The 15,141-nt window shown below is 52.4% G+C and carries 11 protein-coding genes; 6 read left to right on the forward strand and 5 right to left on the reverse strand.

The genetic code is table 11. The features are described from left to right. Positions 1-9: 9 nt before the first annotated feature. From RDO88_RS07055 to rseP, 6 genes are all read left to right on the forward strand, one after another. Positions 10-633 (forward strand): DUF4290 domain-containing protein, encoded by a 624-nt coding sequence (locus RDO88_RS07055; protein ID WP_307758706.1) that lies wholly within the window; start codon positions 10-12, stop codon positions 631-633. 56 nt (positions 634-689) lie between these two features. Next, complete coding sequence (murA, locus tag RDO88_RS07060; protein WP_307758707.1) at positions 690-1,994, forward strand: UDP-N-acetylglucosamine 1-carboxyvinyltransferase; 1,305 nt, start codon at positions 690-692, stop codon at positions 1,992-1,994. 4 nt (positions 1,995-1,998) lie between these two features. Further along, positions 1,999-2,535 (forward strand): ribosome maturation factor RimM, encoded by a 537-nt coding sequence (gene rimM, locus RDO88_RS07065; protein ID WP_307758708.1) that lies wholly within the window; start codon positions 1,999-2,001, stop codon positions 2,533-2,535. 28 nt (positions 2,536-2,563) lie between these two features. Then, a complete protein-coding gene (locus RDO88_RS07070) occupies positions 2,564-3,427 on the forward strand; it encodes a peptidoglycan DD-metalloendopeptidase family protein (RefSeq protein WP_307758734.1) in 864 nt (287 codons plus the stop codon). 16 nt (positions 3,428-3,443) lie between these two features. Next, positions 3,444-4,604, forward strand: a complete 1,161-nt coding sequence (locus RDO88_RS07075) for a 1-deoxy-D-xylulose-5-phosphate reductoisomerase (protein WP_307758709.1) — start codon at positions 3,444-3,446, stop codon at positions 4,602-4,604. A gap of 202 nt (positions 4,605-4,806) precedes the next feature. Continuing rightward, complete coding sequence (gene rseP, locus RDO88_RS07080; protein ID WP_307758710.1) at positions 4,807-6,141, forward strand: RIP metalloprotease RseP; 1,335 nt, start codon at positions 4,807-4,809, stop codon at positions 6,139-6,141. 103 nt (positions 6,142-6,244) lie between these two features. On the opposite strand, the gene RDO88_RS07085 is transcribed toward rseP, so the two are convergent. From RDO88_RS07085 to RDO88_RS07105, 5 genes are all read right to left on the reverse strand, one after another. Continuing rightward, positions 6,245-7,243, reverse strand: coding sequence for a uroporphyrinogen decarboxylase family protein (locus RDO88_RS07085; RefSeq protein ID WP_307758711.1), 999 nt, complete (start codon positions 7,241-7,243; stop codon positions 6,245-6,247). Between the two features lie 21 nt (positions 7,244-7,264). Next, positions 7,265-7,933, reverse strand: coding sequence for a cobalamin-dependent protein (locus tag RDO88_RS07090; RefSeq protein ID WP_307758712.1), 669 nt, complete (start codon positions 7,931-7,933; stop codon positions 7,265-7,267). 19 nt (positions 7,934-7,952) lie between these two features. Further along, positions 7,953-9,524: a sodium/solute symporter gene (locus tag RDO88_RS07095; protein WP_307758713.1), complete on the reverse strand. Its 1,572-nt coding sequence runs from the start codon at positions 9,522-9,524 to the stop codon at positions 7,953-7,955. A gap of 63 nt (positions 9,525-9,587) precedes the next feature. Beyond that, positions 9,588-12,509, reverse strand: a complete 2,922-nt coding sequence (locus RDO88_RS07100; RefSeq protein WP_307758714.1) for a glycoside hydrolase family 2 TIM barrel-domain containing protein — start codon at positions 12,507-12,509, stop codon at positions 9,588-9,590. A 266-nt stretch (positions 12,510-12,775) separates the two neighbouring features. After that, positions 12,776-15,049: a glycoside hydrolase family 95-like protein gene (locus RDO88_RS07105; RefSeq protein WP_307758715.1), complete on the reverse strand. Its 2,274-nt coding sequence runs from the start codon at positions 15,047-15,049 to the stop codon at positions 12,776-12,778. Positions 15,050-15,141 lie beyond the last annotated feature (92 nt).

A 15,141-nucleotide genomic window follows, 5' to 3' on the forward strand; every position in this document is an offset into this window, starting at 1 on the left:
ACTGAATATATGCAATATAACACCCAACAGAAACGGATGCCCCTGCCCGAATATGGCCGCAGCATCCAGAACATGGTAGACCATGCACTGACCATCGAAGACCGTGCCGAACGCCAGCGTTGTGCCAACACCATCATCAACATCATGGGAGGCATGTTTCCGCACCTGCGCGATGTGCCCGACTTCAAGCACAAGCTGTGGGACCACCTGGCCATCATGTCCGACTTCAAGCTGGACATCGACTACCCGTTCGAAATCATTCCCCAGAACAACCTCGCTTCCAAACCCGAACCCGTGCCCTATCCCTGCACCAAAATCCGTTACCGCCACTATGGCCGCACGCTGGAAGTGCTGATCCAGAAGGCTTGCGAATTTCCCGAAGGCGACGAGAAGCAGAATCTGGTAGCCCTTATCTGCAACCACATGAAAAAGGACTACATGACATGGAACAAGGACACGGTGGACGACCGTAAGATAGCGGACGACCTGTATGAGCTGTCGAGCGGCAAACTGCAGATGACAGACGAAATCCTGAAGCTGATGGCCGAACGCATCGACCTCTATTTCAAGCCCGTCAAAGCCAACATGCAGAACAACAATAACAACCGCAACAACAAGAAAAAGAAATATTGATTCTGCCCGCATACGGGCGAAGGAATCGACCAACACACCCCTAAAATCTGACCATCATGGCATCATTCATCATCGAAGGCGGACATCGGCTGGCAGGAGACATCCATCCGCAAGGAGCCAAGAACGAAGTGCTGCAAATCATCTGCGCCACGCTGCTCACCGAAGAAAAAGTGACCGTACACAACGTGCCCAACATTCTGGACGTGAACAACCTGATACAGCTGATGCGCGACATGGGAGTAGACGTTTCAAAAACAGGAATCGACACCTACACCTTTCAGGCGGCACGCATCGATACGGCCTACCTGGAAAGCGAGGAGTTCCTGAAGAAATGTTCCAGCCTGCGCGGTTCGGTGATGCTGGTGGGTCCCATGGTGGCCCGGTTCGGCAAAGCCATCATATCCAAGCCGGGAGGCGACAAGATAGGACGCCGGAGGCTGGACACGCACTTCATCGGCATACAGAACCTGGGAGCCGACTTCCGCTACAACGAAGCGGCCGGCACGTTCGAGATAACGGCCGACCGGCTGAAAGGTACCTACATGCTGCTAGACGAAGCTTCCGTGACGGGTACGGCCAACATCGTCATGGCCGCCGTACTGGCCGAGGGCAAGACAACCATCTACAATGCCGCCTGCGAACCCTATGTGCAGCAGCTCTGCCGCATGCTGAACCGCATGGGCGCCAAGATAACCGGCATCGCCTCGAACCTGCTCACCATCGAAGGGGTGAAGGAACTGCACGGCACGGAGCACACCATCCTGCCCGACATGATTGAAGTGGGCAGCTTCATCGGCATGGCTGCCATGACGGCCAGCGAGCTGACCATCAAGAACGTGTCCTACGAGAACCTGGGCATCATTCCCCAGTGTTTCCGCCGCCTGGGCATCCGCCTGGAGCAGCAGGGCGATGACATCTACGTGCCCGCACAGGAGACGTACGAGATAGAGTCGTTCATCGACGGTTCCATCATGACCATTGCCGATGCGCCCTGGCCGGGACTGACCCCCGACCTGCTGAGTGTGATGCTCGTCGTGGCCACACAGGCCAAGGGCAGTGTGCTCATCCATCAGAAGATGTTCGAGAGCCGCCTGTTCTTCGTGGACAAACTGATAGACATGGGAGCACAGATCATCCTCTGCGACCCCCACCGTGCCGTGGTCATCGGGCACAACCGCGCCTTCCGCCTGCACGGCGGCAACATGACCTCACCCGACATCCGCGCCGGCATCGCACTGCTCATCGCGGCCATGAGCGCCGACGGCATCAGCCGCATCCACAACATCGAGCAGATAGACCGCGGCTATCAGGACATCGAAGGACGACTGAACGCCATCGGAGCACGGATAACAAGAATATGACAATATGATCAAACGAGAAGAAGTATATAAGATAGGTATATTCAACAAGCCGCACGGCATACACGGCGAACTGCAGTTCACCTTCACCGACGACATCTTCGACCGTGTGGAGGCCGAGTACGTTGTCTGCCTGCTGGACGGTATCTTCGTGCCTTTCTTCATCGAGGAATACCGCTTCCGTTCGGATACCACCGCCCTGATGAAGCTGGAAGGAGTGGATACCGCCGAACGGGCCCGCATGTTTACAAACGTGGAGGTGTGGTTTCCCGTGAAGCATGCCGACACGGCCGATCCCGAAGAGCTGACGTGGGACTACTTCGTGGGGTTCCGCATGGAGGAAATCCACCACGGACACCTGGGCGAAGTGACGGACGTGGACACCTCGACCCTCAACACCCTGTTTGTGGTGGACCACAACGGCGAAGAACTGCTGGTACCCGCGCAGGAAGCATTCATCACCGACATCGACCGCAAGCACAAGGTCATCACCGTCAGCCTGCCCGCCGGGCTGGTGGACCTGGACGAAGCCGAAGAGGAATAACCCTATTTTCATGAATTCAAGCAAGCCCATGCCGACAAAGAAGAAAAGAAGAAACAAAGCCTTTTGGAACAACATAAAGTTCAAGTACAAGCTGACCATCGTCAACGAGAATACGCTGGAGGAAGTGGTGGGCCTGCACGTGTCCAAGCTGAACGGCATATCCGTCCTCCTGTCCGTGCTGACCGTCCTGTTCGTGATAGCCTCGCTCATCGTGGCCTTCACCCCGCTGCGCAACTACCTGCCGGGATACATGAACAGCGAAATCCGCGCACAAGTGGTGAAGAACGCCTTGAAGGTGGACTCCCTGCAGCAGCTGGTTGAACGGCAGAACCTGTACATCATGAACATACAGGACATCTTCCGCGGCGACGTGAAGGCCGACACGGTGCAGTCCATCGACTCACTGACCACCCTGCGGCAAGACTCGCTCATGGAGCGCACCCAGCGCGAAGAAGAATTCCGCAAGCAATACGAGGAAAAGGAGAAGTACAACCTGACCACCGTCACGGCCGGTCCGGCCCAGGGGCTGAACTTCTACTGCCCCACGCGGGGCATCGTATCGGCCTCGTTCAACGCCGAACAGCGGCACTACGGCACCGACATTGCCGCCACGCCGGGCGAAAGCGTGCTGGCCACGCTGGACGGCACCGTCATCCTGAGCACCTACACCGCCGAAACCGGTTACGTGATACAGGTGCAGCACAGCCAGGACTTCGTGTCCATCTACAAGCACTGCGGCTCCCTGCTCAAGAAGGAAGGCGACACGGTGAAGGCCGGCGAAGCCATCGCCCTGGTAGGCAACACGGGACAACTGACCACCGGACCGCACCTGCACTTCGAGCTGTGGTACCGCGGAAGGGCCATCAATCCCGAAATTCACATTGTATTCTAACAACAGACATATATCCATGAAGAAACAGATAGCCATACTCGGTTCCACCGGTTCCATCGGAACGCAGGCCCTGCAGGTCATCGAAGAACATCCCGACCTGTACGAAGCCTACGTGCTGACGGCCAACAACCGCGTGGACGAACTCATAGCCCAGGCACGCCGCTTCAAGCCCGAGGCCGTCGTGATAGCCAACGAAGCGAAGTACGCACAACTGAAGGAAGCCCTGGCCGACCTCCCCATCAAAGTCTATGCCGGTGAGGAAGCCATCTGCCAGATTGTGCAGGAAGAACCCGTCGACATGGTGCTGACGGCCATGGTGGGCTACGCCGGACTGCGCCCCACCATCCATGCCATCCGCGCCCGCAAGACCATCGCGCTGGCCAACAAGGAGACACTCGTCGTGGCAGGCGACCTCATCAACGACCTGGCCCGCGTGAACGGTACCCCCATCCTGCCTGTCGACTCCGAACACTCGGCCGTGTTCCAGTGTCTGGCCGGCGAGGCGGGCAACCCGATAGAGAAAGTCATCCTCACCGCCTCGGGCGGACCCTTCCGCACCTTCACGGCGGAACAGCTGAAGACGGTGACCAAGGAACAGGCCCTGCGCCACCCCAACTGGGACATGGGCGCCAAGATTACCATCGACTCCGCCTCGATGATGAACAAGGGATTCGAGGTGATAGAGGCGAAATGGCTCTTCGGCGTACGGCCGGAGCAGATTGAAGTGGTGGTGCATCCGCAGTCGGTCATCCACTCGATGGTGCAGTTCGAGGACGGCGCCATCAAGGCACAGCTCGGCATGCCGGACATGCGCCTGCCCATCCAGTACGCCTTCTCCTACCCCGACCGCCCGCACGCCTCGTTCCCGCGGCTGGACTTCGCGCAGTGCACGCAGCTCACCTTCGAGCAGCCCGACACCGAACGCTTCCGCAACCTGGCCCTGGCCTACGAGGCCCTGCACCGCGGCGGCAACATGCCCTGCATCGTCAACGCCGCCAACGAAATCTGCGTGGCCGCCTTCCTGCACGACCGCATCTCCTTCCTCGGCATGAGCTGGGTGATAGAGCAGACCATGGAGCGCGTGGCCTTCGTCCGGAAGCCGACGTACGAGGACTACGTGGCAACGGATGCCGAAGCGCGCCGCGTGGCGGAAGAAATCCTGACAAGCACGCCGTAAGTCCGTCCCCGTCCGCCCGCCTGTCCCCGACGGACGCCCCGTGGGGGACAAACGGGAACCTCGTGGGGGACAAACGAGGACCTCGTCGGGGACAAACGGGAGCCTCGTCGGGGATACACGGGAACGGCATTGATTATCAATGAATTAAAAAAGTGACTAAAAACAGATAACTAAAAAACAAAAAAGTAATAATTAAAGACAAATGGAAACATTCTTGATTCGTGCCCTGCAACTCATCATGAGCCTTTCGCTGCTCGTCATCATACACGAGGGAGGGCACTTCCTCTTCGCCCGCCTCTTCAAGACGCGGGTCGAAAAGTTCTGCCTCTTCTTCGACCCCTGGTTCACGCTGTTCAAGTTCAAGCCCAAGAACAGCGAGACAGAATACGGCATCGGCTGGCTGCCGCTTGGCGGCTACGTCAAGATAGCCGGCATGATAGACGAGTCGATGGACACCGAACAGATGAAACAGCCCATGCAGCCGTGGGAGTTCCGCGCCAAGCCCGCATGGCAGCGCCTGCTCATCATGGTAGGCGGCGTGCTGTTCAACTTCCTGCTCGCCCTGTTCATCTACTCCATGATACTCTTCGCCTGGGGCGACTCCTACATCCCCGTGCAGAAGGCACCGCTCGGCATGGACTTCAACGAAAGCATGCACCAGGCCGGCTTCCGCGACGGCGACGTGCTCCTCTCGGCTGACGGCGTGCCCTTCGAACGCATGGGCAGCGACCTGCTGACGGCCATCGTCGACGCCCGCCAGGTCAGCGTACTGCGCGACGGGCAGGAAGCCTCGGTCTACATCCCCGAAGGGCTGATGGACCGCCTGCTGGCCGACAGCGCCCGCTTTGCCGACTTCCGCTACCCGTTCGTCATCGACAGCATCGTAGCCGGACGCCCTGCCGCGCTGGCCGGACTCCAGCCGGGCGACAGCATCACGCAGCTGGACGGACGCAACATCGCCTACTTCGACTTCAAGGAAGAGATGCTCCGGCGCAAGGCCGACGGACAGGCTTCGCACGACATCCGCCTGACCTACGTGCGCGGCGGCGTAGCCGACACCCTGACGCTGACCACCGACTCGCTCTACGAGATAGGCATCACGGCCGACATGCGCACCGCCCGCCTGCTGCCCATCGTGAAGAAGGAATACACCTTCTTCTCGTCCTTCCCCGCCGGCGTCACGCTGGGCGTGAACACGCTGAAGGGCTACGTGGGCCAGATGAAGTACCTCTTCTCCAAGGAGGGCGCCAAGCAGCTGGGCGGCTTCGGCACCATCGGCAGCATCTTCCCCGCCACGTGGGACTGGCACCAGTTCTGGTACATGACGGCCTTCCTCTCCATCATCCTGGCCTTCATGAACATCCTGCCCATCCCCGCCCTGGACGGCGGCCATGTGCTGTTCCTCATCTACGAGATTGTGGCACGCCGCAAGCCCAGCGACAAGTTCATGGAGCGCGCGCAGATGGTGGGCATGTTCCTGCTCTTCGCCCTGCTCATCTGGGCCAACCTGAACGATGTGCTGAGGTTCATCTTCTGACACTCCGGCACACGCCCGCCCCTATTCCCAAAAGCAACCGCCCGCACGGATTCTCCAATCCATGCGGGCGGCATTGTTTTCAGATCATCTGAAAGAACTCTCTCTAACGCGACGCATTGTATTCGTCCAAAGCCTCGAAAAAGGCATTGATATTCTCTTCCGGAATGAGCGGAGGCACGTCGCAGCCGGTAGACAATACGAAATTGGGGTATGCGGACGTATCCTGAAGCAGCTTCAGCGTCACCTGTTTCACCACTTCCGGACTGGCCTGACGCATAATGCCTACGGGATCGATGTTTCCCATCACCAATGTATCAGCCGGACACTCGCCAAGCACCTGCAGCATATCCACTGCATTGCCGAAATGAAGTGCGGCCGCCCCGCTCTCCACCATCGCCTGCGTGCACTGCCCGGTGTTTCCACAATTGTGCAGCACCACCGTGAAGTGGTCGTCCTGAAGCTGTTCCACCACCTTGCGGACGAAAACGGTAGAATAGGTCATGCAGTCTTCGTTGGACAGCAGTCCGGCGGCAGGTTCAGCCATGAAGACACCGGCCACGCCGATACGCTTCAACTCGGCACAATATTTCAGAATGAAGTCGGTACACTTGTCCAGCAAACGGAGGATGACCTCCGGTTCCATATAGATGGCAACCATGATTTCCGACATATCATACAGACGGCCTGCCAGAGAGAAGGGTCCGATGCATCCGGCCAGAACCGGACGGTCGGCAATGTTGGCAACGGCCATCCGTGCGGCCGTAAGGAATTCGGGCACGCGGCCGGCCGATAGTTCGGGCACCGCCAGCGCCTCGACCGACGCTTCGTCGCACACCAGCCGCCCCACAACACTCGGCACCTCGTTCTCGGGAAAATCAATCCGACAACCGAAAGCTTCCGCCTCGACCGTCAGGTCCATGATGGTAGAGCAGGCATACGAAGGATAATGGTCGGCCAAATATCTGATGGCCTCGTAATGCTTCTTTCCGTCGGTGACCGCATCGACCACCCTGTATCCCAAAGCTTCGATGCCGGGATGGGTCATCACCGGAACTGCCACCCGCTGCCTGCGGGCATATATCTGTTCAATCCATGTATTCATCAACAAATCCTCCTTTCTTCTTTAAGCACTCAGCCGGTTCAAGATTTCCACCAGTTCCTGCGGGCCGTCCGTATAGTAGTCTACCCCTATCTGCCGCGCAAAGTCGGCTGTCACGGGAGCACCTCCGATGAAGGTCTTGGTCTCCGGATGCCTTTCCTTTATCAGCCGGTTTATCTTCTCCATGTTGGTCATGGTGGTGGTCAGCAATGCCGACATGCAGACAAAGGCTTCGGGATGTTTTTCCAGGGTGTCGGCAAAGACTTCGGCCTTCACGTCCACCCCAAGGTCGATAACCTCGTATCCGTTTCCTTCGACCATCATGGCCACCAGATTCTTGCCGATGTCATGAAGGTCTCCTTCAACGGTTCCTATAATCACTACTCCCCTACGCTGTACACTGCCGTCGTTGAAGAACTTCTTCAAGTGGCTCATGGCCGTACCCATCGCTTTGGCACTCATCAGTACCTGGGGCACGAACACCTGATTGGCCTTGAACTTCACTCCGATGCGTTCCATGCCGACAATCAGTCCCTCCTGCAGGACGGTGGCGGGAGCAATGCCCTCATTAAGCGCCTGGAGAGTCAGTTCATCGGCTCCCGGCTGTCCCTTCATCGTCGGAGGATAAGGAGTCTTTTCATTAATCTTTCCTACCTCGACACACTTTGCGATTCTTTCCAATAATTCGTTCATATCATTCAGTTTTTTAAGATTACCAGAATTTATAATAAATGGCTGCAAGCACCAACAAGATTACGACACTCAATACCTTGAACAAAGTAGTCGTCCGGAACAGTGTCCTGTCAATCTCTATGCAACGGTCATCCACTTTCTTCCCCGACAAGAATCCCATTACCACCATCAGCAACACGCACAGCACGAACACATACGCCATCCGGTCGATAAAGGAGACTTCCGGAAAGACAAACTTGATCAGCAGGGAGAACACAAACGTACCGGCAGCGGCGGCCAACGCACCTTTTGCCTCGGCACGCTTCCAGAAGAACCCCATCACGAATATCGCCAAGGCCCCCGGACTGACAAAGCCCGTAAACTCTTGTATAAACTGGAAGGCCTGCTCCAGATTCCCCAGCAATGGAGTAATCAGTACCGCCAATACCAGGCTGAACACTCCGAAAAGACGCCCTACCGTAACCAACCGGCCTTCCGAAACAGGTTTCTTCACGAGATATTCCTTATAGATATCCATGGTGAAAATCGTGGTAATGCTGTTGACCATCGAAGCCAACGAGCTGACAACAGCCGCAACCAGTGCCGCAAATGCGATACCCTTCACTCCCGAAGGAATGAAATTGTGCATCAGCCAGGGATAGGCCTGATCGGGCTTGTCAATCGGGGCATCGAGCGCACAGGCTACAATTCCGGGAACCACTACAATGAGAGGCAATATCAGCTTGAGGAAACCGGCAAAAACAAGTCCTATCTGTGCGTCGGCCAAGCTTTTTCCGGCCAAGGCACGTTGGATGATATACTGGTTGCAACCGAAATAATACAGGGCACTCACCCACAATCCACCCAAGATGACGCCCATACCCGGCAGATATTCATAGTTGGGATTGGATTTGTCCAAAATCATATCGAACTTGTCAGGCAGATGTTCCATCAGTTTCTGCATTCCTGTCCACGCACCTGCACCACCCGAATAATAGTCCAAGGCAATATAGGTAGTCAGCAGTCCTCCTCCAATGAGGAAAACCACTTGAACCATATCGGTAAGTGCCACCGCCTTGAGTCCGCCATAGATGGCATAGGCCCCGGCAAACAGCGCAAGAGATACGATGCTGAGCCACACCGGTATATCCACTACCTTATTGATGGCCAACGCACCCAGATAAAGAATGGAAGTGAGGTTCACAAAGATAAACACCAGCAACCAAAAGAAAGCCATAATGGTCTTGACAGACTTCCCGTACCTTATCTCCAGAAATTGCGGCATTGTATAGATGTTCGTCTTCAGGAATATCGGCAGGAAAAATACCGCCACAACAATCAATGAAGCCGCAGCAATAAACTCATAGGAAGCGATGCCCAGCCCGATGACAAACCCCGATCCCGACATGCCGATAAACTGCTCGGCCGAAATGTTGGAAGCGATGACAGAAGCACCGATGGCCCACCATGACAAGGAATTACCTGCAAGGAAATAATCCTTTGAATCTTTCTTCTTCCCTTCCTTGGTGCGCGAACAGACAATCCCTATCACAATAATAAGGATTACGTAGGCAATAAAAATAATACTGTCAGTTACAGAAAATGTATTCATGATTTCAGATTTAATAGTGATATCATACAATTATAGATTACAACATGTGACCTGCCTCACCGGTTATTTTACAGCATGTACAGTGACTCGGCACTGACCCTTCACCCTTTCGCCAGACTTCAACGGACGATAATCGACAGCTGCATGACTGGACAAAAAAGTATCACTGCCGGCATTGCTATAATCAGCCACCAACAGACAGAAACCATCTTCCGCTTTCCAGCAACGGACATGCTGCTTCCCGTCTGAAATGATACGGACATATTCAGAAGTTTGCGGATTGCTCAAAACGGCCTTTCGGATATTTTCCTTTGTTGAACGGAACATATTGCTACCCGCTTCCGTCTGATCGTAGGCCCAAGCCACATGTGGCTGCCTGCTCGGTCCTGCCAGTCCGCAGACTTCTATTGTATCATTTCGGAAATCTGCTGCACCAGATAAGGCTGCAATATGGTCTGCCGGATATACACTCCAATAGCCGTTCCGCTGCCATTCCAGATGAGAATAACCTTCCGGCAAATGGAACACTGTTCCTATCTGACGCGGAGAAACAGCCTCTTTAACACAAAAATCATACGCAACTTCCACCTCTCCATTGGCATGGAAAGTATAAGTCCAAGTTCCTTCGGCCTCTTCATAACTGCCACTTACCTGTATACGGACCTGTTGTGCCGATTCTTCAAGGCAGTCAATCCGTTTTGCCATCCAATTCCGGCAAGTTGGTGTATAAGGATCAAAGTTCTGTCCGCCTCCCAACATCTGGATTCCCCTTCCTTCTGCATTCAACGGAAGCAACATCAAGCCGACCGGCAATTCTTCCAATCGTCCATTATTCAAATTCAACGTATAGTTCCCCGAGCGTGTACACACTGTCCATCTATCAGCGTGGCACGACAAAGTCACCTTTCCCTTCGCTTTCGGAACCGTAGTAATTTCCGGCCTCAATGCGTAGGCATACGCATCTATCAAATAACCCTGCGGAGCATAAACATCAATTCGAATACTATCCTGACGGCGAACAGACTCAGGAAGCTGCAAATACATCACGCTGTCGTGGCGAGCAGCCAAATTCCACCCAATCTGCATACTGTCACCGTCCGACGTATATCCTACAATACGACAGTCTGAAAGATTCAGAAAGTTATGACGATTTTCTACAGCAAAAACCAGCTTACCTTCCTTGTCTATGTTTCCCTTCAGATGAAGACGAACCGGACTGTACGCCTTCTTCATATTCCAGTATTCCGGCTTTTCACGTCTCCATCCATCAACAGGTCCCCATGTACCATATCCCACAGCACGATCGCCGGGAAGGAAAAAGGTATCATCAATACCTGCCCAAATGGCCCCTCCAAGAACACCCGGACTGTGATACATTGCCGTCCACATACGGTCAAGCAATTCCCCCCACATATTACGCAAACCGGGATCGGCCGAAAGTTCCAGACGATTATAGGCATTCAGATGACAATATTCATCGAAAACAATGGGACGTTTGGAATTACGGTACTTATCCGGCCCTCCGGGACCCGGATAATGATGATTTCCTATTTCCAGCTCCTGATTATCGGCATCCGGTCCCCACTGGCTGAATATCCGCGGACGTGTGGGATCCATCTGATGAACCAATTGTGCTGCCTTACGGAAATACTCAGCATATTTATTGGATTCATTCCCCATTGACCACATCAGAACCGACGGATGGGAACGGTCGCGATTCACCATTTCCAAATGTTGGTTTACCAAGATTTTGTCATGCAGCGAGTCTGGCACATTCGCTTCATGCGCCCAACAAAACGGTGCCTCAACCTCAACAAACATGCCCAATTCATCGCATGCTTCCAACAACGCTTCATCAGGCGGATAATGGGATGTTCGGATATAGTTGACATTGGCACGACGGAACAGTTCTACATCCCGATACCAAATATCCCCCTCCAGGGAACGCCCGCGCAGCGGATCCACTTCATGCCGACATACGCCACGCAGCTTCACCGGATGATTATTTACATAAAGCTGATTACCACGTACCTCAATCTCACGGAAACCGACACGACGGGAAGTTTTATGCAAACTTACTCCGTCCTGTTTCAATTCACAAGTAAGCCGATAAAGTGCCGGAGTTTCAGGAGTCCAAGGCAACGGAGAAGATACGGAAAACGCATAAGTTGTATCCTTCGAAGAACATACGCGAGTTTCCTTCCACACCTGTCTGCCTGCCGGATTATACAGAGTAAAGACAGTCTGCAACGGTTTTTCCAAAGCGACCGATGATTCATTGGCTATGGCTATCTCAGCCTTCAACGTTGCATCGGTATAAGTCTCATCAAAATCGGTTTGCACATGGAAAGAAGACAGATTCACCGACGACAAGGCAAAAAGAAATATATCACGTGTTATCCCTCCCAATGGATGTACAGCATAGCGCGAAGCATTACTGGTCGAATCGGCCAAAGTCTCCGATATCACATCAATCTCGATTGTATTCTCCCGAACTTTCCATGACACATATTCTGTCACATCCAATTCAAAAGCCGTAAAACCGCCCAAATGAGAACCTACATCTTTACCATTGATGCGAATGTAACTCTGACTATATATTCCATTACAACGCAATTTTATACGTTTACCCTTCCAACCTTCCGGTAGTTGGAAGTGACGGCTGTATGTTACCCGCTGACCTTTCGGTATGTCAAATCCCTGCATCACCCATTCTCCTGGTACCTCAATGCTGTCCCGGCCATTAAAAGTCCAAGTTCCCGCCAAAGGCACCCGTTCTTTCTCCCAACCGACCGGAAGAGGAGACAAACGGGGAATCTCAACATGATGGCTGGCATATATAGAACTGATACCAAAACCTGCCAGCAGACAAAACATAGATACAAGGGACTTATGTATCATCTTCACTGTATGAATCTTATTTGCAACAAGAAATGATACAATAAGTGTCAAAACAATAATACCGGTTACAGAAAATGTATTCATGATTCCAGATTTAATAGTGATGATGCAAAGTTATGGGTTTTGCATAAATCCACTTTAATAGATGTTTGCCGTTTTTTGTACTTTATTTGCGGTAACTATCCCATCACAACTTGACAAATATCAAAAAATGAAAAGGCACAAATAGCACGGATGGCAGAAAGCCGATCAGACTTTCCTCGCCCTATACCATTTGTACCTTATAAATATAAGTGTAGGGAGAACTAAAACAAGACCATATTATAATATTGTCATCCCCCTCCAAACATTCAACGAAGCTGCAACACACATCGCTCCCCTTTATCGAGGGTCACTTCCCAAATGTCATTTACAGGCTTAACCGTTTGTCGTCCGCACTTCATCTCATATTCAGACCCAAACTTGTCCAACACTCTCAACAATCCTCCTTGTTCTGCCGTAATCTCTGCGCGAACCAGTTTTCCATCTTTCATTTCAGCACTCACGACAAAGGCACCTGCGGCCCGTAAACCGTCAAATGAAATATCTTTCCAATCAGCAGGAACTGCCGGGAAAAGATTAATCCTACCAGTATGGTCCTGAAGCAACATTTCCTGTACACCTGCAGCAAAGGCCATATTACCTTCAAGTGTAAACGGGCGATAAGTGAATCGTGATTTTCCGGAATTGGTTTGATCGCCATTCGCATGAAAGCTGTTCGACAGGCAGAAACACTGGGCGAACGTACGCAGGGCTTCAGCAGCCCCTTCCCCATCCAAAGCACGGGCCTTCATATTGGCAAACCAGGAATAGGAATATCCACACCACCAATCCGGACCTATTTCATCCATTTTTTCAAGCGTTGCATCAATAATTCTTTTCGACTCTTCTCCTTGCGAATAATCCAACAGTCCTAAAGGATGGATAGACATTGCATGAGAAAAATGTCGATGAGAAGAATTATAGGGAACTCCCTTAGCAAAAGTCAGTGCCCCGTCTTCATCCGTATCAAAATCGGGCAACTGGCAGCCAAGTTCTGTCCAATGGGCTGCTTCCTCTTTCTTGCCCAGACTGTCTGCCATCTCAGATGCAGCCTTGAAAGCAAAACGCATCAACGACAAGTCGTAATTGGTTGTTGTCGGAAACCAGGCTCTGATACTGTTATCAAAAATTTCCGGACTGGAACTTAAAGGAAGACGTCTTACGCCCTTCTCATCCACACTGGTAATATTTTCCAGGAACACAACAACATCCCGTACAAAGGGATAGCCGCGTTTTTCCAGGAACTCATGATCAGCACTGTATTTCCAATGCAGGTAAAAATGTTGGGAAAGCCAAGCACTTACCGTAGGCGACATGGCATACTGAATCCAGCCTCCCATGGGTTCACCTGTCAATGTACATACACCGGGAATATTCAATCCTTCACACCCGAAATATGTCTTGGTATACTTCTTATAGACTTCCCGCTGATTCCAAAGTGTATTGAGATAACCCAATCCTTCCTTCAAATGGTTACCCTTATAAACAGGCCAATAACTCAACTGCGTATTCAAGTCATGATGATAATCACCTTTCCAAGGCGGCAACTTTCCGTTATCGGCCGTCCATACAGCCTGAAGTGATATCGGATAGGAATTCTCTCTTGCAATAGCCCCCAGTTTATACATTTCCCTATCATATTGTTTCTGTATCACGGAATCAGGAACCTGCACAGAAGAAGCTGTCCAAAAATTCGTCCAATAGTCGGAATGTGAAGCATAGTCTTCAGCCAATCCTCTTTTCATAGCTGATGCAGTTTCATCACCGGCCTTCTCTTTTGCCAACGTACTTGTCACACTCCATACACCAATAACCTGATCCCGCTTTTTCTCCCAGCGCACATTGACATCATAAGCAAATCCGTTCCATCCTTTCTGGTGATAAGTCAGACTGTTACCTGTTCTCTCTACACTCCCCTGTTCATAGCCCAAACGGCTCAAACTCTGTCCGTCCACCGGATTATTGACACCAGCCTGCCTTTCCTCCTGATACACCGGAGGTACCAGTGAAATGTCGATATCTGCCGGTATTTTGTCAAAAACGAACCAACCTACAGGTTCGGTAGCATGTACAAAAGTACGCAAGCTGGCGCCGTTCTTCCAGGTTACCTCACACAGAGCATTCTTCAAATACAAATGAACATCCTTTACCGCTCCCCAATTCCGTATATCGAATTCAAGAGCCGCTCCAGGAATTTTGGACGGTGCCGGCATCACATCATAGGGCCAGTCAAACTTCTTCTGCACCGGCAGGTAGTCTCCCTTCTTCACCTGTTCCTGTACCCACGAAAAACGATTGTTTTCGCCTGATATACTGTCCACAGGACGAAGGTCCCATAAATCGACTCTGTCAAGAGAAAAACGCAATGCCGAATCGCGTTGCCACACCAATGCTCCTACTGTTGCATTGCCCAAAGGCATACCCTCGTCCCACGTTATAGCAAGAGCATGGGACGACATATCAGAATCCGTTGGAACAACATGCCAATCATCCGATATACAAGATGATAAGAGCAGCAAACATAATGCATAAAAACATTTCATACGCCTAACAATTAATTTTTATTCAATACTGCGATAAATTTTTACCGAAAATTTAAAAGTTAAACAATAGAACCGGCAAAATCCGGTTTGAA

Source organism: uncultured Mediterranea sp. (assembly GCF_902493215.1).
In the GTDB taxonomy this organism is placed as follows: Bacteria; Bacteroidota; Bacteroidia; order Bacteroidales; family Bacteroidaceae; genus Bacteroides.

Coding starts and splice junctions, on each gene's coding strand:
- RDO88_RS07085 (WP_307758711.1), bottom strand. CDS start 7,243: ATGAATACATGGATTGAACAGATATATGCCCGCAGGCAGCGGGTGGCA.
- rimM (WP_307758708.1), top strand. CDS start 1,999: ATGATCAAACGAGAAGAAGTATATAAGATAGGTATATTCAACAAGCCG.
- murA (WP_307758707.1), top strand. CDS start 690: ATGGCATCATTCATCATCGAAGGCGGACATCGGCTGGCAGGAGACATC.
- RDO88_RS07105 (WP_307758715.1), bottom strand. CDS start 15,049: ATGAAATGTTTTTATGCATTATGTTTGCTGCTCTTATCATCTTGTATA.
- rseP (WP_307758710.1), top strand. CDS start 4,807: ATGGAAACATTCTTGATTCGTGCCCTGCAACTCATCATGAGCCTTTCG.
- RDO88_RS07075 (WP_307758709.1), top strand. CDS start 3,444: ATGAAGAAACAGATAGCCATACTCGGTTCCACCGGTTCCATCGGAACG.
- RDO88_RS07100 (WP_307758714.1), bottom strand. CDS start 12,509: ATGAATACATTTTCTGTAACCGGTATTATTGTTTTGACACTTATTGTA.
- RDO88_RS07095 (WP_307758713.1), bottom strand. CDS start 9,524: ATGAATACATTTTCTGTAACTGACAGTATTATTTTTATTGCCTACGTA.
- RDO88_RS07070 (WP_307758734.1), top strand. CDS start 2,564: ATGCCGACAAAGAAGAAAAGAAGAAACAAAGCCTTTTGGAACAACATA.
- RDO88_RS07090 (WP_307758712.1), bottom strand. CDS start 7,933: ATGAACGAATTATTGGAAAGAATCGCAAAGTGTGTCGAGGTAGGAAAG.
- RDO88_RS07055 (WP_307758706.1), top strand. CDS start 10: ATGCAATATAACACCCAACAGAAACGGATGCCCCTGCCCGAATATGGC.